The 24,131-nt window shown below is 52.3% G+C and carries 13 protein-coding genes; 12 read left to right on the top strand and 1 reads right to left on the bottom strand.

Translation table 11 applies throughout. From position 1 onward, the window contains the following. Window positions 1-751: 751 nt before the first annotated feature. Window positions 752-1,342 carry a lytic transglycosylase domain-containing protein gene (locus ACW4YW_RS05225; RefSeq protein WP_457136598.1) on the bottom strand — a complete coding sequence of 197 codons (591 nt, stop codon included), beginning with the start codon at window positions 1,340-1,342 and terminating at the stop codon, window positions 752-754. 266 nt (window positions 1,343-1,608) lie between these two features. On the opposite strand from ACW4YW_RS05225, the gene epsA reads away from it, so the two are divergent. From epsA to ACW4YW_RS05165, 12 genes are all read left to right on the top strand, one after another. Beyond that, window positions 1,609-2,400: an XrtB/PEP-CTERM-associated transcriptional regulator EpsA gene (gene epsA, locus ACW4YW_RS05220; protein WP_457136597.1), complete on the top strand. Its 792-nt coding sequence runs from the start codon at window positions 1,609-1,611 to the stop codon at window positions 2,398-2,400. 272 nt (window positions 2,401-2,672) lie between these two features. After that, a complete protein-coding gene (locus ACW4YW_RS05215) occupies window positions 2,673-3,422 on the top strand; it encodes a PEP-CTERM sorting domain-containing protein (protein ID WP_457136596.1) in 750 nt (249 codons plus the stop codon). 83 nt (window positions 3,423-3,505) lie between these two features. Beyond that, window positions 3,506-4,906: a hypothetical protein gene (locus tag ACW4YW_RS05210; protein ID WP_457136595.1), complete on the top strand. Its 1,401-nt coding sequence runs from the start codon at window positions 3,506-3,508 to the stop codon at window positions 4,904-4,906. Window positions 4,907-5,201: 295 nt separating this feature from the next. Then, entirely contained in the window at window positions 5,202-6,761 is a 1,560-nt protein-coding gene (locus tag ACW4YW_RS05205; protein WP_457136594.1) for a ShlB/FhaC/HecB family hemolysin secretion/activation protein, read from the top strand. 16 nt (window positions 6,762-6,777) lie between these two features. Then, window positions 6,778-16,623, top strand: a complete 9,846-nt coding sequence (locus ACW4YW_RS05200; RefSeq protein ID WP_457136593.1) for a filamentous haemagglutinin family protein — start codon at window positions 6,778-6,780, stop codon at window positions 16,621-16,623. 136 nt (window positions 16,624-16,759) lie between these two features. Beyond that, entirely contained in the window at window positions 16,760-18,424 is a 1,665-nt protein-coding gene (locus ACW4YW_RS05195; protein WP_457136977.1) for a DUF2341 domain-containing protein, read from the top strand. A gap of 2 nt (window positions 18,425-18,426) precedes the next feature. Then, complete coding sequence (locus ACW4YW_RS05190) at window positions 18,427-18,834, top strand: ExbD/TolR family protein (RefSeq protein WP_457136592.1); 408 nt, start codon at window positions 18,427-18,429, stop codon at window positions 18,832-18,834. Window positions 18,835-18,837: 3 nt separating this feature from the next. Continuing rightward, on the top strand, window positions 18,838-19,242 hold the full coding sequence (locus tag ACW4YW_RS05185; RefSeq protein WP_457136591.1) for an ExbD/TolR family protein: 405 nt from the start codon (window positions 18,838-18,840) through the stop codon (window positions 19,240-19,242). Between the two features lie 38 nt (window positions 19,243-19,280). Beyond that, the gene (locus ACW4YW_RS05180; protein ID WP_457136590.1) at window positions 19,281-19,952 is read left to right on the top strand and encodes a TonB family protein; all 672 of its coding nucleotides are present in this window, start codon (window positions 19,281-19,283) and stop codon (window positions 19,950-19,952) included. A gap of 68 nt (window positions 19,953-20,020) precedes the next feature. Next, the gene (locus tag ACW4YW_RS05175; protein WP_457136589.1) at window positions 20,021-21,661 is read left to right on the top strand and encodes a putative porin; all 1,641 of its coding nucleotides are present in this window, start codon (window positions 20,021-20,023) and stop codon (window positions 21,659-21,661) included. Further along, window positions 21,661-22,329, top strand: coding sequence for a hypothetical protein (locus ACW4YW_RS05170; protein ID WP_457136588.1), 669 nt, complete (start codon window positions 21,661-21,663; stop codon window positions 22,327-22,329). Before ACW4YW_RS05175 ends, ACW4YW_RS05170 begins: the two co-directional genes overlap by 1 nt. A 189-nt stretch (window positions 22,330-22,518) precedes the next feature. Then, the gene (locus tag ACW4YW_RS05165; protein WP_457136587.1) at window positions 22,519-24,003 is read left to right on the top strand and encodes a choice-of-anchor I family protein; all 1,485 of its coding nucleotides are present in this window, start codon (window positions 22,519-22,521) and stop codon (window positions 24,001-24,003) included. Window positions 24,004-24,131 lie beyond the last annotated feature (128 nt).

The raw sequence follows: 24,131 nt of genomic DNA, 5'->3' as shown, positions 1-24,131 counted from the left end.
AACGCGGCTCTAGCCTGCCATAGTTGCCTGGGGCGGTGTTCAATAGTTATCGGCAGTGTTTAAGATGAAATGAAAATGTTAGGGCGAGCGTAGCGATGCCAAGTGTGGGTTTGACGTTGGATTCCCCGTCTGGCTGCGCCGAGTAGCGCAGTTTTTAATGGATTAAGGACTGGCGTCTGTCTGAGCGCAGCGAGTTCAGCCAGTCCCCATTAAAAGCGAGCAACGCAGGTTGCCCGGAACAAAGTGTAGGGACGCAGACAATCGGGTCGCCTTTTCTTTGGTCCTGTTTCTTTTGGCGACGCAAAAGAAATGGACTCGCCCGGCGAGGCGAAACCCATCCTCTCGCTAATCACAATATGGATGCAGACTAAAAACCGTTAAGTTTGATTGGGTTAAGGGTTGGAGCTTGGATAGTAAGTTAAGCAACTATGGTCTTGACCACTATCGTAGGTGATTGACCCATTGCCTTTCGCTTGTCAGCGAGTCCCTTTATTTTGCTTCGCCAAAATAAAGGAACCAAACAAAAGGCGACCCCGGAGTCTGCGCCGAGAGCAAGCTCCCGGTCCCCTGCGTTGCTCAATCTGTCTGGGAGCTTGCTGAACTCGCTATCGCTCAAACAGACGCAAGCTCTTTTTCCAGACAGATCTGCGCTACTCGACGCAGCCAGACGGGGAGCCCAAAGTCAAAAGAAAAAGAAAAAGCAACGGCGACTTGGCTTCGCTGCACTCGCCCTTGGTTTTGTGAGTTGGGCTTAATTGGTGTTACCGCTGATGCGCCGATATTCCTGCAATACCTTGGGCACGTAAGCCTGTGTTTCCGCAAAGGGCGGGATGACATTGCCATGCCGTTTTACCGTGGCTGGGCCGGCATTGTAAGCGGCAAGCGCTAGGCTGATGTCGCCGTTGAATTCACGTTGCAATTGACTGAGGTAGCGCGCGCCGGCCATGACGTTCTGTCCAGGGTCGTCAATATTGCTCACTCCCAGTTGGCGTGCCGTGGCTGGCATCAATTGCATAAGTCCTGTTGCACCGCGGGGGGAGACAGCCAACGGCTGGTAGCCAGATTCCGCGTTGATGACGGCATGCAGCAAGGCGGGGTCAAGCTGGGTGGCACGTGCGGCAGTTGCAATCACGTCATGGAAAGGCAAAGTGCTTGTATTGGCCGCAGTCGGCGTGGCGGCGGATTCGCTGATGTGCCATGCGCAATCGTGCGATACCCCTGTATTGGAAATATACAGCGCCTCGTCGCTATCGCCGTGCAGGCAGATATCAGCGCGTGATTCCGGTATCAGGGATAACCAGGTCCAGAAGGCCAATATGAATATTAAACCAAGTTTGCTCATGCCTGTTAGGGTGCCGAATCGATATGACATGCCCATGACGTTTGCAAAATGCGGGACTAGTTCTTTGTGACTACAGTGGGCCGATATTTTGTCATGTGTTGTTGCTATAAACCTATGGGTAAATTGTGAGAGATATGCTGTAGGTGGAATATCTTTTGACATTGAAATAAGAATGCCACGCCGTTTTCACGGGATTGAAACCTGAGTGCCAGAGAATGCACGCTGGGGAGGACGGTATTTTGCTGCAACTACAATCAATCGGGGTTATGGACAACTATAACAAGGATCTCACGCCGGATCAGGCTAGTGCTTTTCTGGAAGTGGTTGATGCGTCCTTGCGTATTAAGAAGAAGGCGCAATTTTTTTCTTGGCTGCAGGGTCATTTTCAATTCTTGCTGCCGCATGAAGTGTTGCTATGCGGTTTTGCCATCGGTGCGGGGCGGGTGTTTTCGCTGGAGACGTTCAGCAGCACGCGCTATGTGACGGATGCGCATGTGACGATTGCCATGCAGGAGGAGTCCGGCGTAGTCATGAAGGCCATACAGGCCTGGCAGCAGACATCCCAGCCCGTGTTGGTCGACCCCTATCTCAAGGACGGCCATTTTGGCAGCTTCACCGTGCCCAAGATCGACCATGGCAACCTGCAGGAAAGCGAGTTGCGTAATATTGCAGCTTACGGATTATCTTCTGCCGATGGCAGTATCTCCTCCTTCTTCTGTTTTTCGCGCGTTTCCGGCGAGCTGAACGCCAATCACGCCTATATGCTGGAGTTGCTGGTGCCTTATCTGCATTCCGTACTGATGCGCGTGAGCGATAGCGTGGCCAATATCGGCGAGGTGTTGGGTGACGGGGCCACTGCAGGCTTGATTACCGCCCGGGAAAAAGAAATCCTGCAATGGGTACATACCGGCAAGAGCAACTGGGAAATTGCCACGATCCTGGAAATTAGTCCGTTGACCGTGAAAAACCACATGCAGAACATCCTGCGCAAGCTGGATGTGCAGAACCGCAGCCATGCCGCAGCCAAGGCTTCCCGCCTTGGCCTGATCCGTCACTGATCATTGCCTGTCTGTTCGTTTGTTGCGGTGCCTCAGCCAGGCGCATACGTCATTTTTCCCCATCAATCGTGCTGGTTTTGCTCCAGCGCTGCCTAGTCCTAAAGAACTAGGTCGACACCATACCCACTTCATATTCTGTTTTTAAGATGCTCTCAGTCGCGAATTTTGAGAAGGCGCAGTTGAGTACGTTCGGTAGTGTGCGGCGTGACGAATGTAGCGGCTCAAAGATTTTTCGTTTCAGTTTTTTATGTCAATTTTCGGGAGTTATGACAATGAATATCAAGATGAAGGCTTTGATTGCTGCCGCTGTTGCAGCAATGAGCGTTTCTGGTGCAGCGAATGCTGCATTGACCACAGGGGCTACTGGTAATAGTAGCTTGGTATTGGCTGTGTGGGATGTAACAAATAAGGTTTCTGTAACCTTTGACCTTGGGTTTGATTATGCAGGTTTCTCTGCAGGTTCTACAGGTTCTTCAACAAGCTTTAGCTGGGATTTAACCTCTGGTAGCTACGCCGATGTATGGAATGTTCTTGGTGGTGACAACTTGTTATGGGGAGTTGTTGCAACAGATTACAACGGTAGCATTACTGAAGCTGGGTCCATGGGATTTATCTCAACAGTAAAAGAAGGACAAAGTTTGTCCTCGACATTGGCAATGGCCCAGTTTGGCCGTCCAATGGCCAAGTTTGACGAGTACTTGGTTGATAACAATGAAAAGGGCAATGTTGCTAGTGCTGGTAATGCTTATGCAGGTACCTTTTTTACAGGTAGTAAGCTTTTCAATTTCGGTCCAGTAGTGCTTGATGCCGTAGGTAACGAGCAAGGTGTTGTGCAGTATTTTAGTGCTGTTGGTGCAGCTGGTCGTCTAACTTATGTTGAGTACGATGCTACATTCAAGCTCGATGCTAATGGTCTTTTAACATACACCGTAGCTGCTATACCTGAGCCTGAAACATATGCTTTGTTGCTTGCTGGTCTCGGCCTTGTAGGTGCTGCTGCACGTCGTCGCAAGTCTACCTAATTTTCCTCAGTGACTCTGTTTCAAAAGAGCAGAGTCACATTTCAAAGTTTTACTCAACTAAATACTGATATTGGGAGATTCAAATGCAAGTCAAACAATTGATCCTGGCCGTTGCGGCCACCCTTGCTGCCGGTTCCGTTCTGGCCGCTCCTGTCACACCTGCACAGATTGGTTCTGCACGTGCCGCTGGTACATTGCAAGAAACTTGGATTTCAGGTGCCTCTGCCCCTACATTTAACATTTTCCGTGGTTTTGAACTGGGTTGCGATGCAAATTCCGTATCCTTGTTCTCCAATTCTAGTTCCGATAGCAATGTGCGTCCTGGTTCCTTGGGCAACTATGCCGCGTATGCTTGTACACGTGGCGGTGTTGTGTCTGTTGTTTACCACACTGTATTCGATGGTTCTTTGAATGCGTATGCTCCTCATGTGAGCGGTACTCAGTTGCAGCGTCTACGCCGCCTGGATCAAGCCAGTTGTCAAGTTGCTACAGGCGCTTTCCCTGGTCATGTAAACTATAAGAGCTGCCAACTGGTAAATCCAGTAGCCACTCCTGATGGCGCGATCAACAAGCCAGCTGGTGGTTTCTCTGATGTGGAAGCTTCTCTGTTCGGTCTGGATGTTTCCTCCGCTGGTACCGAGGCAGAAGCCTATGTTGGTCAAACCTTTGGTGTTGCTGTCAGCTTGCCGCTCTACAGAGCATTACAGGCTGCACAAGGACTGACTGCTAACGATGATCCAGCCAATGCGCCTAATATTTCTTCTGCTCAATATACTTCTATTGTTGCCCAATTCTCTGGATATCAAACTGATTGGTCTCCAATCTTGGGTGCTGCAGGGGCAGGCAAGGCGATTTATCTGGAGCGTCGTGTGCCTAGTTCCGGTACCCAAGCCAGTTCCAACGCACATTTCTTGAAAAATCCTTGCTCTGATGGTGCATCAGCTAGTTTGCAACCTGCTGGAGCAGCTGATAGCGTGTCAGGCTCTTTTGTTGTAACTGAGCACAGTGGCTCTGGCAATGTGAAGGCTGCCTTAACAACTCGTGGTACTAATGGCCAGTTCGCTATCGGTGTCTTGTCTCTGGAAAACAACTGGCGTACTGATAGTGAAGCCAACCAGGGTTACCGTTATGTGAAGCTGGATGGCGTGCACCCAGAAGCTGGTACTTTTGATGGCAATAGCAATGGCACTGCGGATGGTATCGAATTTGCCCGTGAAACCGCCATCAACGGTGATTATGGCTTCCATATCGAAATGCGCTCCTTCGTTGCCAATACTGCTGACGCATTCGGTGCTCAGTTGATTCCTGAAATCACGTCTGCATTGGGTAGCCCAGCCAATTGCGCTGATGTTCCACGCGGCCTGACCCTGAACCCACTGGGTGGTTCCATCTGCAGCAGCGCAGCTACTCCAGGCGAACTGCAAGTGACTGCCAAGGGTACTCGCTTCGGCAACAATTGCGCACCGCAGCAATTGTTCTTCTAAGTTGGTAAAAACCAGGGTGTAAACCCAGCGTAGTACTCAGGCACTTTCCTGCATTCGCAGGAAAGTGCTTTTTACTGTACTCGTCATCGCTATGTCATGTGCGCTTCCTAAGATAGCAGCGCTTTTGGCATGTGTATTGAGATGATAAAACCCGAGAACGGCCAATCAAGCATGTTGGTTAAGCAACTATACCCAGCTTGTTTTATTCGCCATTTTCCATCTATGCAAACCTGAGAAAGTAGCAAGCGTGCGTTTATTTTTGTTGTGGATGACTGGATTGTTGAGCATAGCCTTCATGGGAGGGCTCGCTGTGGCTGAGGATGGCGTGGATGCTCCTCGAGAGGTTGCCCCCGATGCGATCGAGGAGCAGCCCAGGTTCGACATCATGGAGTTCACCGTGAGCGGCAATACCGTATTGCCCGTTGGCAAGGTTGAGGAGGCGGTGTATCCCTTCCTGGGCGAAGGCAAGACGATTGACGATGTCGAAGCTGCACGCGCGGCGCTGGAGAAGACTTTCCATGATGCAGGTTACCTGACGGTGTTCGTGAACACGCCGGAGCAGGAAGTCAGCAACAAGGTGGTCAGGCTTGAGGTGCTGGAAGGCAAAGTCGAGAAGCTGCGAGTGGTCGGTGCAAAGTATTATTCCCTGGGAGCCATCAAGCGCCGGGCACCTGACCTGGAAGAAGGAAAAGTGCCTTATTTCCCCAATGTGCAACGCCAGCTGGCCAGCCTGAATGCCCAGCCTGATCGCCAAGTTGCGCCGGTATTGCGGCCAGGCAAGACGCCGGGCAAGGTGGAGGTGGATCTCAAGGTGGAGGACAAACTGCCGTTGCATGCCAGCTTGGAGCTGAATAACCGCTATATCGCCAATACTACCCATACCCGCCTAAACGGTTCGATACGTTACGACAACCTGTGGCAGCTGGACCATAGCCTGAGCCTGAGTTTCCAGGTCACACCAGAAGACACCAATGAAACGCGAGTGTTGTCGGCAACTTATCTTATTCCAACGCCAGGCGGGGATTACTGGGCATTTTATGGCGTCGTTTCACGCAGCGACGTGGCCGCAGTGGGCGATGTCAATGTGGTCGGTAACGGTAATATCCTTGGATTACGATATATTCATCCGCTGCCAGCACCGGCCTTGTCAGGCTATTTTCATAATCTGACCTTAGGAGTGGACTACAAGGATTTTGATGAGTCCACGCGCTTGATCGGTAGCGGTTTCAATACTCCAATCAGTTATATGCCGTTTTTTGCTGGTTATGACAGCAGCCTGAACACGGAAAAGAGTACGACTCAATTTAACCTCGGATTGACGTTTGCGATACGTAATTTCGGCTCTGACGAACAGGAGTTTGCCGATAAGCGTTCCTGGGCGGAAGGCAGCTTTGCCTATTTGCGTGGCGATATCAAGCATACCTACAAATTGCCCAAGAGCTGGGAGTTGTTTGGCCGTGTTTCAGGCCAGGCTGCCAGTGCCCCGATCATTGCCAATGAGCAGTTCGTCGTCGGCGGCGCAGATAGCGTGCGTGGTTATTACGAAGCCAGCGCACTCGGCGACAAAGGCTTGTTCGCTACTGCCGAGTTGCGCACGCCATCACTTGCAAAATACCTCAACATGGACGGCAGCCTGGTGGGCTCGTTGTTCTATAGCGCAGGCCAGGTCCGTATCCTGAAACCGCTGCCTGAGCAGGAAAGTGTGTTCAATCTGGCTTCGTTCGGTATCGGGCTGCAACTGAAGAACTGGCATGGATTGACAGCTGGATTTGATTACGCGCGCGCATTGAGAACGGCGGGTTTTGTCGACAAGGGCGATCACCTGCTGCATTTCAGAGTGGCGTACGACTGGTAAGGATGGGAGAAGAGTCATGAATCAGGGTGTATTTCGTCTGGTGTTTAATAAACGTCTGGGGACATATGTTCCCGCGCACGAGATGGCGCGGACGGTTGCACGAACTGGCAGAGGCGCACGTGCCCGCAGGCGGGTCTTGGCTGCGCTCATGGCATCCATGGCATCGGGCAGCGTGCTGGCTGATTTGACTCCGTTGCCTAGCTCAGGCTTGATCATGGGAGGTGGCGCATGGAGCAACGCATACGTTTCCGGTGCAACGCCGACCGTGACGACAATCCAACAGCTAGCACCGCAAGCGATCGCAAATTGGAGCCAGTTCAATCTTGCCCGCACCCATACACTCAATATCAACCAACAGACGAATTGGTCGATGCTGCACCGGATTCATGACCTGAATCCCAGCGTGATTGCAGGCACCATCAATGCCCCAGGCACCAATTATTTCGTCAATACCAATGGCATTATCTTCGCCAATGGCGCACAGATTAATGTAGGGTCCTTGATGGCAGTGACTTCTGCCGATATGAATGACGCCCTGTTTACCAACGGGCTGTTGTCCAAGTTGGGGAATGCGCCAGTATTCAGCAATACCGGTGGTTTCATCAAGGTTGAAGCTGGCGCTACCCTGAATGCCGCCAGTGGTGGGCGAATTACTCTGCTGGCAAAGGATGTAGAAAACCATGGAGTGATCAATACCCCTGACGGGCAGACGATTCTTGCTGCTGGAGAAAAGGTATACCTCAAGTCCAGTACCGATCCAGCCGGCTTGTTGGTGGAGGTAGACTCCGGCGGTACGGCAACCAATTTGGGTGAAATTATTGCTGATCGTGGCAATGTTACTTTGGTGGGCTTGGCTGTGAATCAGCAAGGCAAGATATCAGCCAGTACCTCGGTACGCGCAAATGGTTCTATCCATCTTCTTGCGCGCGACTCTGTCAATGTGTTACCGGATGTCAGCGGTTATAACTACCAGGCGCAACGGTTTGGTACCGTAACTATCGGCGAGGGCAGCGTGACCGAAGTGCGTGTGGAAACTGGTGATAAAGAGGAAGTGCTTGTCAGCCAGACCTTGGCGCCATCACGCATCAATATCGAAGGGAGAGCCGTCAATATCAATGGGCTTGTTCGCGCCAAGGGAGGGGAAATTAATATCTCTGCCAAGGCGGGAACTGAGACTGTTCAGGATCCTGTACGTGTCTTTCTTGATCAGCATGCAACGCTGGATGTTTCTGGTGTGGATGCGACTGCCGCGATGGAGAAGAATCAGCTTAAGGTTCAGCTGTTTTCTGATCAGTTGAAGGATACTCCTGTATTGCGCGGTGGGGCCTTGTTTGGTGAAACCGTTTATCTCGATGCGCGTAAAGGTACTGACTTGTTCGATATATCACCTTTGCTAGCATTGCGTACACAAACGGTAGCAGAGCGGATGAGCAAGGCTGGTACCGTGAACATCACTTCTCAAGGCGATGTGGTGACTAAAGCAGGGTCTGTGATTAATGTTTCTGGCGGTGTCATCGATTATGCTGCTGGCTTCATCCGTGAGAGTTTATTGCGTTATCAGGGTAGTCTCACCGCTATTTCTGATGGAGACCGCAATGTTGCCTATGATGGGTTGGCTGATGTCTTCAAACTTACCGACCAGAAATGGGGTTGGACATATCGAAAAGAACTCAATCCCAATGGCAAAGGAACATGGCAGGCGGCCTATCGTGAAGGTCAGGATGCTGGGACGGTCAATATCACGACTGCACGCCCGGCTATGCTGGCAGGCAACATGCAGGCCGATACACGTACGGATGTTACCCAGCGGACCAATCTTCCTGATGGTGGCAAATTCAACCTGACTACTACACAAGGTACGGTGCGTATCCAGGCATCTCAGGCGGAAGTTGCCGAAAATTTTGGTGTGCAGGATGTCAATACCAGTACTGAAACCATTGTAGGCACTGGATTATTGAATACCGGCTTCAATCACTTACATGTCAACAGCCTGGGAACAATTGAAGTAGATGCAGCTGTCAACACGCTACCCAATGGCTCTGTCAATTTAAAGGGCGGCGGAGTCAATATCCATCGTAATATCGTGACGGCTGGGGGAGATATCACCGTTGCAACGCAATTGAATGATCAGTCCATTGTCGTGGATGATGGCGTGAAGCTTAGCACAGCAGGAAACTGGAATAATGATAATCCTCGTGTAGCTGGTGCGATGCAATCTGCAATTGCATTAAATGGTGGCAATATTAGTCTCTCGGCCAGCAAGGATGTGGTATTAGGGAAAGGCGCCGTCCTAGATGCTAGTGCGGGCGCCTGGTTGAGCAGCAATGGCACATTGCGTACCGGTAATGGTGGCGATATCAGTCTGGATGGGCAGTCAGTTTCTCTGGGCGGTACAGTGCAAGCTTATGGCTTTGACCTTGGCGGTAATTTCTCTGTATCAACAGCACAAAATGTACAGATTGGTGGCCAATCATCTTCGTCAACAGACTTCTGGTTACAGGCTGGCTTCTTTGAGCAGGGAGGATTTGCGTCTTACACTGTCAAGAATACAGCCAATGGTGGCGAGTTCGTGATTGGGGATGCGACAGGGAAATCTACCGTCATCCATCCCAAGATGCAGACGCTGATGATGCGTCCTACGTATGGTAGCAAGGTCAGTGGAACCGATATGTCTGATGTGGCGAGCACTGTGTTGCTATCCGAGGGGCAGCGCGCATCTTCGGCAGTGCATTTCTCGGCTTACGGTGGCGATGAGTCATTGGCCAATCTTACCGTCTTGAAGAACACGGTTATTCGTACCGATAGTCCAGACCTGCAAGGTAGAGCGGGAGCGATTAGTTTAGAGGCAAGCCGGCAATTGACGATGTTGGGCAGCTTGTTTTCGTCTTCTGGGGCGATTCGGCTGAGTTTGGTCGGAGAGGTGGATAAAGTCGCCTATGATAATCAGCAGAGCATCTGGATAGGTGGCGACTCCATCATTAGTGCGACTGGAAGTTATGTCAGGCCGCCCGCTACGGTACCAACATTAGGGCAGGCTAAAGTGCTGGATGGTGGCACGATTACCATCAGTGCTAACAAAGGCTTTGTGGTGGCAGAGCAGGGGAGCATGCTGGATGTCTCGGGTACATCGGGGGCTGTTGATATTGATACTGGTCGTGGCGTTCAACGTCAGGTATTGAATGGATCTGCGGGCAGTATTGCCATCACGGCACGAGAAGGTATGGTGCTAGATGGCAGCTTCAAAGGTCAGGCGAGTGGGACTGGTGAGGCTGGTCGACTGAATCTGGCGCTGAAAGGCGACCTGGTTGATTCTTCGCAAGCGCCAAACCCGCCTAGAGGTGAGCGAGTATTTACCGTTACGACAAACAAGGAAGTTGTTGGTAGTGGCCTGAATGTACGTGATAGCTTGGCAGCTTTTGAAGGCAAGGCACAAGTTTCCACCGAGCAGATCAATGCTGGTGGGTTCGATCATGTAGCGATTGAAAGCACGACCGAAGGCCGCGCGCCCGATGCTGTCCAGCGAGACCGTATTTTGCTGGAAAGCGGTGTGAAGCTTGTTGCACCCGAAACATTGTCTCTTACTGCCTCTGCATTTGAAGTCGGAGGCAACGGTGTTGCTGAAGTAGATGCCTCGCACGTGACGCTGGCGGCGCCTATTCTTAATAATCACGTGCAGACCGGTAATGGCACATTCAAAGTCAACGCTGATTTCATTGATGTGAATGGTACTGTCAATCTTTCCGGTGTCAGTCAGGCTGAATTGAATAGCCGTTTGGACATTCGTCTGCGGGGGCTGACATTTGATAATGCTGGGTCCTTGAAGAGCAACGGCAATTTGACATTAACAGCGCGCCAGGTCTATCCCGTGACCAACAGCAGCTTTAATATCGAGGCGTTGGGCGCTGAGAGCAATATCAATATTTATTCCAGCGGTCTCGCGTATCAACCTGTATACAGTGCCGGTGGCAAACTGGGATTGAAAGCCGTGACTATCCGGCAAGAAGGCGTACTGCTGGCGCCATTGGGTCAAATCACTCTGGATACAGCCGATGACAAAAATCTGATATTGGGTGAAAAAAGCCTGACTTCCGTATCTGCCGCGGGCTTGAGTATTCCTTACGGCACCACCATGCAAGGCGGAACTAGCTGGAGCCTGCCCAATAGCTATGGCAATACGCCGTTGGAGAAGCGTATTACCTTGAACGGCAAGGATATTGACCTCAAGGCTGGCGCAGTGATCGATATCTCCGGTGGTGGAGATACGTTTGCCTATGAGTGGATTCAGGGTATAGGCGGTTCATTGGATATTTTGGCACAGCAAGGTTATTACGCTATCAAGCCTGGCATGCAAGGCGAATATGCCCCTTATGACTATGACTACAGTAAAGATAACGCTCCAGATATTGGAAAAGCAGTATATCTGTCTGGTATAGCTGGCTTGCCTGCTGGTTACTATACTTTGCTTCCCGCACGTTATGCATTGTTAGAAGGCGCTTACCTGGTGCAAGCAGCGCCTGGCCAAAATGTACGCCAAGGCACTAGTACCTTGTTGCACGATGGATCTAGTTTGGTGTCCGGATACCAGACCAATATCAACCGTAGTAGTCGCAACGCGCTTTGGGAAACATTCCGTGTCACCAATGGCAATGTATTCCGCACTGCGACTGGCAGTGTGACACGTGCACCGGCTGAATACATGATCAGCAGTGGCAATACTTTCTTTACTGAACAAGCCAATGTTTCTGGCTTGGTTGCGCCAAGATTGGCGATGGACGCAGGGCAGCTGATATTGTCTGCCACCAATACCTTGACGTTAAACGCCACTTTGAAGACAGATCGGCCTGCCGAAGGACGTGGCGCCATGGTGGATATTGTCTCTGACAAGATCAGTGTGGTGTCTGAGATCGGGGCGGATGATGGCAGCTTGCAGATCAAGGCAGATGCGCTTGGCGCCATGAATGCCGAAAGCATTTTGCTAGGAGGTTCCCGCCGCCAAGGCGATGAAGCCGTCGAGATTACGACAATTTCTCGTGAAGTCACGTTTGCTAATGATCAAGATCATGCGCTCGAGGTCAATCAGTTGATTGCTACGGCCTCTGACAATGTCACAGTGGAAACGGGTGCAGTGATCAAGGCGGAGGGAGCCGCTAGCCAGAACAATACTGTATTAAGGGTGAATGGTGATGGTGCATTGCTAGCAGTGTCGGGTAGCAATGATGTGGTATTTGACCGTGCTGGCGCATCCGGTAATCCCGTGAGCGGTGTGCTGGATATCCAGGCAGGCAGCCAGATTAATGCTACGCGGTCATTGGTGTTGGATGCGACGGCTGCTTCCAATCTCAATGGTAGCGTTCGTGTCAATGATGGCGGCTCAGTGACGCTGGGAGCGCAGAGCATCGTGCTGGGTATGCCGGCAGTGGATGTGACTGGCATGCGTGTTGACAACAATTTGTTAGCGAGTTTTGGCAATTTGCGTCAGGTTACCCTGAATAGCCATGGCAATCTGAATCTTTACGGCGATGTGGAGTTCGGCAGCAAAAATCTGGATGTCACGATCAATGCGGCTGGTATTGTCGGGCATGATCTTGCGCAAGCTGATGCAGCCAGTTTGCAGGCAAATCAACTGGTATTGAAGAATTCGGCTGGCGCCACGTTGACAACAGCACCTACACGCAGCGGTACGATAGTAGTGGATGCCAACAGCATACGTGTGGAAGGTAAAAATGCAGCAGCGAGTGGCAATGCCGCCAACACCGGTAATGTTGCTATCAGTGGATATGACAATATAACGCTTGCCAGCGCTGGAGAGCTGACTTTTGGTGGTATAGGTAATCTGAATTTAGATGCCGCAAGCACAAACATGACCACGGCTCGCATCTCTGCTGATACAGGCAGCAATTATGCAATCAACGCAACAGGTGGCTTGGTAACGGCATCTAATGGCAATGCCTTGGAGCAGTCATCTGCGGGGCTGGGTGGCAAGCTTAGCCTGACAGGAAACGAAGTCCAGCTAGGCGGTAGTATCGAATTGGCCTCAGGTCAATTAACTGCACGAGCCACACAGGGTGACCTCAATGTGACATCAGATGCGCGGCTTGATACGGCTTCGCGTGCCATAAGTTTTGACCGCTTCACGCGACATACTCCTGGCGGCACAGTGGCGCTGCAGTCTGATCAAGGGAATGTCGCTGTCGTCACTGGTGCAGTGATTGATGTTAGTGGTGGCGAGGGAGGTAATGCTGGGACGGTGACAGTGAGTGCCGCTGGTGATGTCAATATCGCAACGGGTACATTGCATGGACAGGCTAGTACTGGTAAGACCAGTGGCAGTTTTGTGCTGGATGCTGGCAGGCTTGCTGATTTTTCTGTTCTGAACGCAGCATTGAACGATGGTGGATTCCACGCCTCACGGGATTTGCGAGTACGTACTGGTGATGTGCATATCGCAGCTGGTGATAATGTGGAAGTGAGTCATTTCACCCTGAGTGCTGATGGTGGCGGTATCGAAATTGCAGGTACTGTTGATGCCAGTGGAAACAACGGTGGCGATATCAGGATATATGCTCGCGACAACCTGAGACTTAATGCTGGTGGACAGCTACTTGCCCGCGGGGCGAGTGATGGCAAAGGTGGCAAAGTATTGCTCTCAAGCGAAAGTGGCACGATCAATACCAAAGTGTTCGGGGCAGATGGTGTTACTCGGCTGGCTGATGCGGCAATGATCGATGTGAGTGGTGGCCAGCGAGGGCAAGTGAACATGCGCGCTGAGCGCGAGGGTACTGCTGGCCTCAAGGTTGACCATAATGCGACTGCTGCAGTGTCTGGTGCCGATAAGATATTACTGGAATCGGTGCATGTTATGGAGAGTGGCACTACCCTGAATGCCGCCACGCTCAATTCGATCAAAGCCAATACTGATCAGTTCTATGCGGATGCAGACGCTGCAGCAGCGAGCTATCACGCTAGTAGCGACGGCGTTACCGCGATTGTCGCGCCACATACTGAAGTGCGTGTGGATGGTAACGCGACTCTGGCGAATGACTGGAATTTAAACTCCCTGTCGCAAGGGCGCGATGGAGCAATCACGATACGTAGTACAGGCAATCTGCAGCTCAATGGCAGTATCAGTGATGGCTTCAATGGCGTCCTTGCGACATCGGCATTGGCGACAGGTGATTCGTGGTCGATCAGTCTGGTATCGGGCGCAGATATGACGGCTGTGAATCATTTGTCCACCATCCAAAATGAAACATCAGGCAACCTAGTGCTGGCGAACGGCAAACTTGTGCGTACTGGGACAGGGGATATCAATATTGCCACTGGTGGAAACCTGACACTCGGTAATGCAAGCTCGGTGATTTATACCGCGGGCAATGCAGCCGCAGACCTGAATGGTTTTATTGCACCGGCTACCACGGATGGATTTGGTAATAATGGAGCGCAATACCTGACCAATGGTGGTGATCTGAGTATTGTGACGCAAGGAGACATCACTGGCATATTAGTAAATGCTTCTGGCACCCAACAAGTGGTGAACAACTGGTTGTTCCGCCAGGCAGTCGGTACCACAAACAAACATCCCACATGGTGGTTGCGCACGGACTTGTTCCAGCAGGGTGTCGCGGCGTTTGGTGGTGGCAATGTGCTAGTGAGTGCGGGTGGCAATATCACTAACTTCTCGGCCTCGGCGCCTACGACGGCACGTTATGCGCCTGATGCATCGGTCATCGATGGCGGCGGTAATCTGAGTGTTTCGTCTGGAGGCAATATCCTCAATGGCATGTATTTTGTGGGTAAGGGCCAAATGGATATACAAGCGGGGGGTGAAATTGGCCGTACCTTCAATGCACAAGGCAATGCAGTGACTTTGGGGACTACATTAGCCTTGCAGGATGCGACTGCCAACGTGGCTGCGCTCGGTAACGTCTACATTGAATCGGTATACAACCCGACCCTATTTGCGCAAACGACAACCAATGCGCAAAGCACATTGAACCAGACTGGACGCAGCGCATTCTTCAACACCTACTCTGACCGGGCAGCCATTGACGTGGCATCGCTTGGAGGGGGAGTGACATTTGGCATGGTGCAGTCAAGCACCTCTAATTTCGTCAGCAAGTTGACCGGATTGGCAAACGCAAATAATTCAATTGCCAGCTTGGCTTATTATCCAGGCACTGTCAGTGCGACGGCTTTTGGTGGTGATATTAATGTTGGCACGATGAAATTGATGCCTAATGCTAATGGCAACTTGAGCCTGTTGGCGGCAGGTAGTTTGCTGGCAGACCAAATCCTCATTTCAGATGCTGATCCTGCGCAAGTGCCTGGTATCAGGTCGCCTATATTCAATCCTGCTGGCGCTAACGGGCTGGATAACATCATTGTCAATAATCATGCGCCCGTACCCTTGCATCGTGACAATATGTTAATAGCGTCCATTGTGGCACGCGATGGCTCCTTGGCATCATGGACGAATACGTCTGGCCTTTCCAGCATTACCTTGCCCAAGGAATCCGTCATTGTGGCAGGCCAGGATATCCGCAATCTTGATCTAAATATGCAGAACATGCGTAGTGGTGATTTGAGCGTGGTGCGTGCCGGGCGTGATTTGTATTACGCCAATGTCCGGGCTGGCGGCATTAATGTTGGCGGGCCAGGCAATTTACTTGTTGAGGCTGGGCGCAACCTGGATCTGGGTCGTAGCAATGGTATCAACAGCTTGGCGAATACGGCGAATGCGGCTTTGCCACAACAAGGAGCCTCAGTCACAGTTTTGGCGGGTGTCGGGCAGGGTGCCAGTGTTGATGATTATATTAATTACTATATCAAGCCTGATGGTGGCGGACCGGTTGCACTTCAAGGTGACCCTGCGAGCATGGCGGCATATCGTGTGGCGACCAGTCAAGCCCTCACAGAATATATGCGTGGGCTGACTGGTAATGCCAATTTGTCAGATGCCGATGCATTAACGTCCTATCTTGCCCTAGAAAAAGATCAACAGGCGGTCTTTGTTTATCGGCATTTCTCGTCGGAACTCTTGGCATCTGGCAAGGCATATGCCTCAACACAAAGCCATGCACGTGGTGACGCAGCGATTGCGATGCTTTGGCAGTCTGATCATTACAAGGGAGATATGAGTCTCTTCCAAAGTCGTATCCGCACCGTGCGCGATGGCAGCATAGATCTGTTGGCGCCTGGAGGCATGATCAACGTGGGCGTTCCAGGTGGCGCTGCATCTGGCAATATTGGCGTATTTACCGAAGGTGGCGGTGATATTCGGGCGTTTGCAGAGACTGGCTTCCAGGTCAATCAGTCCCGCGTGATTACTCAGTATGGTGGTGATATTACGGTATGGGTAAATCATGGGGATATTGATGCAGGGCGCGGATCTAAGACGGCGGTGTCGATTCCCGACGTGGAAATCAGTACGGACGTATTTGGTCGCACGACCCGTACGGTCAAAGGTGCTGCCGCAGGTAGCGGCATTCAGGCTCAGACTTATGACCCTGACGGCTTTGATGGCCCGCTTGAGGCACCGAAGCGAGGTGCTGCATCTTTATTGGCTCCTCGGGGATTGTTGAATCTCAATGAAGCTGGAGTGGTGGCAGGTGATTTCTTGGTAGTAGGGCCTATTATTGGCATGGGTGGACTTACCGTATTTGGTAACACCCAGGGGGTTACCCCTGCACCGACCAGTACTCTGGCTGGAGCTAATGTCGGCAGTAGCGGAACGGGAGCATCAGCAACAAATGCTGCGGATATAGCCGCTCAGATGGCGCCAGCACAGCTATTTAATCCTGCGACAATGCTGCCATCGTTTGTAACGGTAGAGATTTTAGGCCTGGGTAATATACTGAGATAACGCACGGTAGTGAGAAAAAGGACTAGTCGAGACTAGTTCTTTTTTCATTTTTGTGACTCGGCAATTTCACGTATGGGTCACTAGTGTGTCACATGTGAAATTTATATTACGCGCTTTGTTTGTGGAGCGCGGTTCGATGTTGAGAAAGTGTGGTTTTCTGCTGGGCTTGCTGATGGTGTCCTCATTGGCGCATGCAGCCTGGAACGATGCCTGGAGCAGCCGTGCCAAGGTGGATGTGAATCCGGCGGGGATACAGTCTGCGGAAAGCCAGGTGCCTGTGGTGCTGCGATTGCATTCCGGCAATTTCGATTTCTCTTCCGCCAATCTCGATGGCTCGGACCTGCGCGTGATTGCCGCAGACGACAAGACCGAACTCAAGTTCCATATCGAGAAGTTCGACTCGATCAACGAATTGGCCGTGGTATGGGTATTACTGCCGACGGTGGATCCGGCCGACAAGAGTGCCCACATCTGGCTCTATTCCGGCAATGAATCCGCAGCGTCTACCTCGGACAGCCAGGGCAGCTTCGATGAGGCCACCACGGCGGTATTCCATTTCGCCGAAAAAACCTTCCTGCAGGATACCAAGCACGGCCTGGTTGCCAGCGGAAATGCTTCGGTGCAGAAGGCGGCGTTGATTGGGGAGGCCGCTGTGCTGGATGGGTCGCCATTGGTGATCCCGGGAAATCCCACTCTGGCGCTGAGCAATGCGGGTGGGTTGAGCGTGAGCGCATGGCTCAAGCCCACTGCGCTGGATGGCACTTTGTACCAGCAGGGCAATATCAGCTTTTCCCTCGAAGGCGGCAAGCTGAAATTCAGCAATGGCAGCGCGGCAATTGCGGGCGGTGAACTCAAGTCCGGCGCATGGCAGCATGTCGCGCTGACGGTAGGCAACGGCAAGGCCAGCCTCTACCTGGATGGCGCCGAAGTTGCCAGCGGCGATGCAGGGCTGGCGGATGTTGCAGATAACGTCCAGGTCGGTGCGGGCATCCAGGGCGAGCTGGATGAACTGGAGCTGGCGAACACTGCCCGCAGCGCTGCTTGGATTAAGCTGGCGGCCATAGGGCAGAGCATGGACAGTCAGTTGATCAAGGTGCATGCCGCTGATGAAGGTGACGAAGAGGAAGGCAGCAGCTCGCACTTCATGGTGCTATTCCATAGCCTGACGGTGGATGCCTGGGTCGTCATCATCATCCTGACCATCATGTTTGCCATCAGCGTTGCCGTGATGGCGGCCAAGGCAAGGCAGGTCGCCCGCAACGATAAGGCCAACCGGGATTTCCTGCAACGTTTCAATGAAGCCAGCAATGCGCAGTTGTTGCAGCTAGACCAAGGCGCCAATACAAGCGATTCCACATTGGCCAGGCTCTATATGGCGGGATTGCGTGAAATACGCAAGCGCTACGCAGAGGACGGCTCGCTGGCGCTCAGCGGCGCTTCCCTGGATGCAATCAAGGCGGCGATCGATGCGGATCTGATCCGTGAGAACAAAAAGCTCAATGCCAATATCGTGCTGCTTACGATCGCGATTTCCGGTGGCCCTTTCCTGGGCCTGCTGGGAACCGTGATCGGCGTCATGATCACCTTTGCCGAGATTGCGGCAGCGGGTGATGTGAACGTCAATGCGATCGCGCCTGGTATTGCCGCAGCGCTGATGGCGACCGTTGCCGGTCTTGCCGTCGCGATTCCCGCCCTGTTTGGCTACAACTATCTTTCCAGCCGCATCAAGAACATCAACACCGATATGCAGATATTCGTCGATGAGTATGTCACCCGCGTTGCCGAGCTCTACGGGAAGTAAGCATGGCGGATATCAAGGAAGACAACCAGCCGTATGACGAGATCAACATCACGCCGATGCTTGATCTCGCCTATGTGCTGCTGGTGATCTTCATCATCATGACCACGGCATCGGTGCAGGGCGTCAAGGTGGAGATTCCACAGACCAGCGCGACAGGCAACCTTGCCAAGCCGGATATCCGCGGCATCACGATTACGAGCGAGGGCGATGTCTACCTGGACGCCTACCCGGTCGACCTTGCCACCTTGGAACAGCGATTGGGCGAGTACAAAGCCAACAACCCAGAGCTGCCGGTGGTGCTGAAGGGCGATGCGGCAGCGCACTACGAGAAGGTCTCTGCCGTGCTGGAAATATGCAAGAAGCTGGGCATCACCGAGGTGGGCCTGGTCACCAAGAGAGTGGAGGGCTGAGCCATGCAGATTCAAGACGACAGCAAGCCGTACGACTCGATCAATATCACGCCGATGCTGGACTTGGCCTACGTGCTGCTGGTGATTTTCATCCTCATGACGACGGCATCGGTGCAGGGCTTGACCATGAACCTGCCCAAGCCTTCCAACAAGCCGAGCACGGAGCAGCACGAAGTCAAGATCGTGCAGGTGCAGGAAGGCGGCAGCATGCTGCTGAACGGTATAGGGGTGAATCTGGCTGAGCTGGAAAGCCAGCTCAATGCCGCGAAGGCGCGCGACCCGAAATTCTCCGTGATGATCAAGGGAGATGCGCGAGCGCCCTATGCAGGAATCATTGCCGTGGTGGATCTCGTGACCCGGCTGGAAATCGAGAACGTGGGCCTGGTGACTTCCAGGATCGGGACGTGATGCAGGACGGCAATGCAATGGCAGTGGAAGCAAATGCAGTGAAGAGCACAGCAGCAGCATCCAGGCGAATTGCCATGGTGCTGCTTGCGGTGGTCGTGCTGGCATTGATTGGGTATGGCATTTATAGCCTGTTGTCGAGCAAACCAGGGCCGAAGAAGCAACCGGTGACCACGATCAAGATCCTGCCGGATACACCGCCGCCTCCGCCACCGCCGCCAAAGGAACCGCCCAAGGAGCAGCCGAAAGAGCAACCGAAGGAAATCAAGGTGGATCAGCCCAAGCCCGTGGAAGCGCCGCCCGAACCGCAGAACCTCAAGATGGAGGGCGATGCGGGAGATGCGCCCAGCGCGTTCGGCGCAGGCAAGGTTACCAACGAATATAGCGGCGGCGACGTGGGAGTGAAAATCGGCGGTAACAAGAGCCTGGCGGCATATGCCTGGTACACGGGCAAGATCAAGGCCAGCATCGAGGCGGCGATTGCAGAGCAAAAGGAGTTGGCGAAGGAGCAGTACAAGATCGTGGTCGAGTTATGGCTTGCCAAGGACGGGCAGGTGGAAAGAATCGAGCTGGTGAATGGCAGCGGAGACCAGAAGAAGGACGAGTTGCTGCGGCAGGCGCTGCGTTCGGTAAAACGCATTTCTGAACCGCCGCCCGAGGACATGCCGCAGCCTGTGAAATTACGGATTACCGCCAAGAGCATGGGCGGCTGACAGTCTCGACGGTGAGTCGGTTTGTATATGCATGGGCTTGATAGGCCAAGATGAAGATAAGAGAACAGATGATGAATAAACCAGGGATGATGAAACCCACGATAATGGCGCTAGTGATGGCGAGCGCTTTTGCATCGCCTGCCATGGCGGGCGAGCGCGAATCGCTGGAGCAGTTGCGCAGCACCACGGTCGGCTTGATCGAGGCATTGGTGCAGGAAGGCATTCTGTCCAAGGACAAGGCCGATGCCTTGATCAGAAAGGCTGAGGAAGCGAGGCAATCGCCTGCATCAAGTGCCGAGGCGGAATCAGCGGTCCCAGCGGCGGCTGGAGCAGTGGGTGCCCAAGGCGACAGCAATGTCGTGCGCGTCCAATATGTGCCTGATTTCGTCAAGCAGCAGTTACGAGCCGATATCGAGAAAGACGTGATGGCCAAGCTCAACTACCACGTTGAGGAAGAGCGGCTGAAATTGCCAGACTGGCTGGACCGCATCTCGTTTGAGGGTGATGTGAGATTGCGTTACGAACCGCTCAGATTCTCTGCACGTAATGCTTCAGAATATGCATTGGCCGTGGATCCTTCACGCCAAGTATTGATGTTGAATAGCACACAAGACCAGGATCGGTATCGGGTGAGGGCACGCTTTGGCGTGAATGCGAAATTGAGTGATTGGCTGACTGCAGGCATCCGCATGACCAGCGGCCATATGGATAATCCGTTATCTCCTAATCAATCGATTGATATCCGCGCTGCTAAATTGGATTGGGGGCTGGATCGAGTGTTCGTGACAGCCAAGCCCTATGACTGGCTGACAATAAGTGCGGGACGGTTTGCCAATCCTTTCTTTTCTTCAGACATGGTGTGGGATCGTTCATTGGCATTTGATGGGGCTGCAGCGACTTTTATGCCCAAATTTAACGATAGCGTGAAAGGCTTTGGCACGATAGGCGCTTTCCCGATCGACCAAGTGCAGAAAGGCGATGTTAACAAGGCCAAGGATAAATGGATATTGGGTGCCCAGGCTGGAGTTGAATGGACCAGTCCGAATCAGTCATCCGCCAAGATTGGCCTTGCATTCTATGACTTCAAGAATGTGCAGGGGATTCCCAACAACCTAGGGCCGGCATTGGATATGCGCTATAACAGCACCGTGATGCCTTATCGTCAAAAGGGCAATAATACGCTGGATATTTATCGTAATGGTCAAGCATCATGTGGAGATGTTTCTGGTGGGTTTGGGGTGATTGAGACTCGTGGTTGTGCCGTAGCATCTAAATTTCGCGTGATCAACCTGACGTCTCAGCTTGATCTGGCTGCATTTGATCCGGTACACGTGATTTTACAGGCTGACTATGCAATCAATATCGGATTTGACCAGCAGGAAATTTTGCGTCGTACCAATACTTTGTATGAAAAGGAAAATCAAGCTTATCAGCTCAAATTGATCGTGGGAATGCCTGAAATGCAGCAGCGCCATGATTGGCAAGTGTTTGGAGCATACAAAAAGTTGGAGGCAGATTCAGTAATGGATGCATTCACTGATTCTGATTTCCATCTTGGTGGTACTAATGCCAAGGGATTTATTCTTGGTGGGTTGTATGGTCTGGACAAGAACACATGGCTGACAGCGCGTTGGCTGAGTACGCAAGAGGTAACTGGATTGCCATTGCGAATCGACGTGTTCCAGTTTGACCTGACAGCCAGGTTCTGATGATGAAGTCAGCGAAGATATTGGTTGCGTGGTTGCTGATGGCTGGGATGTTTGCGGGTGTTTCAACCGCCGCATGGCCGGCGGACAGCAAGGACAAAGCAGCCAAGCAGCAAGAGCGTCGCATGCGTCAGATGATGCAACAGGTGCAAGCCGAAAAAGAGCAATTGCAGAGTCAGTTCGAGCAGGAGAAAGCCAAGCTCAAACAGGAGGCGGAGGCTGAACAGGTTAAGAGCAATGAGTTGAAGAGCAGCGTTGCCAGCGCCAGCCGCCGCAATGCCGTCTTGAGTGCCGAGATCGAGGAGCTTCGCAAGGAAAAGGCGGCTATGCAGTCGAGCAGCCAGGCATTGCAGGCCAAGCTTGAAGAGGCCCAGCAGCAGCTTGCCAATGCCCAGGATGCCATACGCAAGGGAGAGGCCGAACGCGGCAATATGCAGGCTGTGATCGTGAAAAAGCAGCAGCAGTTGAATGCCAGCAGGGAAAAGAACGACAGGCTCTATGACTTCGGCCTGCAGTTGATCAAGATTTATGAAAAGCCCAGCCTGTACCAGAAAGTCATACGCGACGAGCCCTTTACCCAGCTTAAGCGAGTCGAGTTGGAAAATATCCTGCAAGACTACAAGGATAAGATAGACGAAGCCAAGTTGGGCGCAGGCGATATCGCCCCCTAGCTTTGCAGTGTGATCGAGGTAAGCGCAAGCGTATTGTCCCGGCCTTAGGCCGGGATTTTTTTGTCATTCACCTTTTGTCTAATTGGACTATGAAATCACATACAACTGTCATATTGAGTTCCTAGAATAGTTTGCAATAGAAACTGCTTTAAGCAGCGTGTTATTCAAGCCAATGACAGGAAATCAAAAATGAAAAAAAGCATAATATCTGCCGCCATTGCGCTGGCATTGTTTCCAGCCGTCAGCAGTGCGGCCAACCCACTTAACGCGCTGGAAAAACTGTGGACTTACGACCATGCAAACACTGGCGTAGCAGGTCAGTCTTCCGAAATCGTTGCGTTCGATCATCTCACTAATTCGCTGTGGGTAGCGGGCGTTGCAGGAGTGGATGTGCTCAATGCGAGCAATGGCAGCTTGATTCAGCATATCAATACCAGTATTTACGGCAGTATTAATAGCGTGGCGATTTACAACGGCATTGCGGCCTTTGCTATCGAAAATACCACTGACCGTACCCAGTCGGGCGTCGTCAAGCTGTTTGATACCACGACACGCGCATTGACTACCGGTGTCAATTCCATCACCGTCGGCGCTTTGCCCGATATGCTGACATTCAGCCCGGATGGCAGCCGGCTTCTGGTCGCCAACGAGGGTACACCAACCGACTATGCAGGCTATGACCCCGTCGGCAGCGTCAGCGTCATTGAGATGGGTACGCGCACCGTCACGGCTACCGTCAATTTCAATAATGCGCCAGTATCGGGCAGTGACTTGCGTCCCCAATCCATTGCCGGAATGGATTATGAGCCGGAATATATTGCCGTGAGCCGCGATGGCACCAAGGCATTTGTTTCCCTGCAGGAGGCCAATGGCGTGGGCGTGATCAATCTCAATACCAATCAGGCCGAGCAGGTCATTGGCCTGGGTACTAAGGATTTCAGTGCGCCTGGCAACTATATTGATCCATCCGATCGTGATGGGCGTATCGAGCTGCGTCCCGTCAATGCGCGTGGCCTATACCAGCCTGATGGCATTGCAGCTTACGAGGCCAATGGGCAGACTTTCATCGTGTTGGCCAACGAGGGGGATACCCGTGAAGACGAGGTGGACAAACAGCGCCTGGGAGGAAATGGCGATGCCAACCGCCTGAATATTGCCGTTCCAGATACGACATCGGAGGATGTCGTCACATTCGGTGCGCGTTCGTTTTCCATTCGCGACCAGTATGGCAACCTTGTGTTCGATAGCGGCAACCAGCTGGATGCCAAGGCAATCGAGCTTGGCCTCTACGATGATGGCCGCAGTGACGACAAGGGGGTAGAGCCTGAAGGCGTCGAGCTGCTTGAAATCAACGGCCGCACCATTGCGTTTATCGGATTGGAGCGTACGCTCAAGTCTGCGGTCGCAGTATACGACATCACCGATCCACTCAACGTCAGGTATATCGACATGATCGTGACCGACGGTGATCTTGCGCCTGAAGGCATGAAGGGATACTTCCACGATGGTCAATACTACCTCTCGATTGCGAATGAAGGGACTGCGACCACGTCGCTTTATCGCTTGGCGATAGCTGCTGTCCCGGAGCCGTCGACGTATGCCATGTTGATGGCCGGTTTCATCTTGATGGGCTTTGTCAGCTATCGCCGCCGCCGGGAAAAATTCAAGTTGTAATGAGAATTAGTATGGATTAGTCCTAACGGACTAATCCAAAAGCACTGAAACTCAGTGCTTTTATGGAGTGGGCTCATTTATAATTGACGTAGTTTCAAGTAATAAATAACTGTTTGTCTTTACATTTA

The organism is Methylobacillus pratensis (genome assembly GCF_054072455.1).
The sequence above is the reverse complement of the archived record's forward strand: the minus strand, read 5'-3'. Positions and strand labels throughout refer to the sequence as shown.

Coding starts and splice junctions, on each gene's coding strand:
- ACW4YW_RS05210 (WP_457136595.1), top strand. CDS start 3,506: ATGCAAGTCAAACAATTGATCCTGGCCGTTGCGGCCACCCTTGCTGCC.
- ACW4YW_RS05200 (WP_457136593.1), top strand. CDS start 6,778: ATGAATCAGGGTGTATTTCGTCTGGTGTTTAATAAACGTCTGGGGACA.
- ACW4YW_RS05195 (WP_457136977.1), top strand. CDS start 16,760: ATGTTGAGAAAGTGTGGTTTTCTGCTGGGCTTGCTGATGGTGTCCTCA.
- ACW4YW_RS05215 (WP_457136596.1), top strand. CDS start 2,673: ATGAATATCAAGATGAAGGCTTTGATTGCTGCCGCTGTTGCAGCAATG.
- ACW4YW_RS05170 (WP_457136588.1), top strand. CDS start 21,661: ATGATGAAGTCAGCGAAGATATTGGTTGCGTGGTTGCTGATGGCTGGG.
- ACW4YW_RS05190 (WP_457136592.1), top strand. CDS start 18,427: ATGGCGGATATCAAGGAAGACAACCAGCCGTATGACGAGATCAACATC.
- epsA (WP_457136597.1), top strand. CDS start 1,609: ATGGACAACTATAACAAGGATCTCACGCCGGATCAGGCTAGTGCTTTT.
- ACW4YW_RS05185 (WP_457136591.1), top strand. CDS start 18,838: ATGCAGATTCAAGACGACAGCAAGCCGTACGACTCGATCAATATCACG.
- ACW4YW_RS05175 (WP_457136589.1), top strand. CDS start 20,021: ATGATGAATAAACCAGGGATGATGAAACCCACGATAATGGCGCTAGTG.
- ACW4YW_RS05165 (WP_457136587.1), top strand. CDS start 22,519: ATGAAAAAAAGCATAATATCTGCCGCCATTGCGCTGGCATTGTTTCCA.
- ACW4YW_RS05205 (WP_457136594.1), top strand. CDS start 5,202: ATGGGAGGGCTCGCTGTGGCTGAGGATGGCGTGGATGCTCCTCGAGAG.
- ACW4YW_RS05225 (WP_457136598.1), bottom strand. CDS start 1,342: ATGAGCAAACTTGGTTTAATATTCATATTGGCCTTCTGGACCTGGTTA.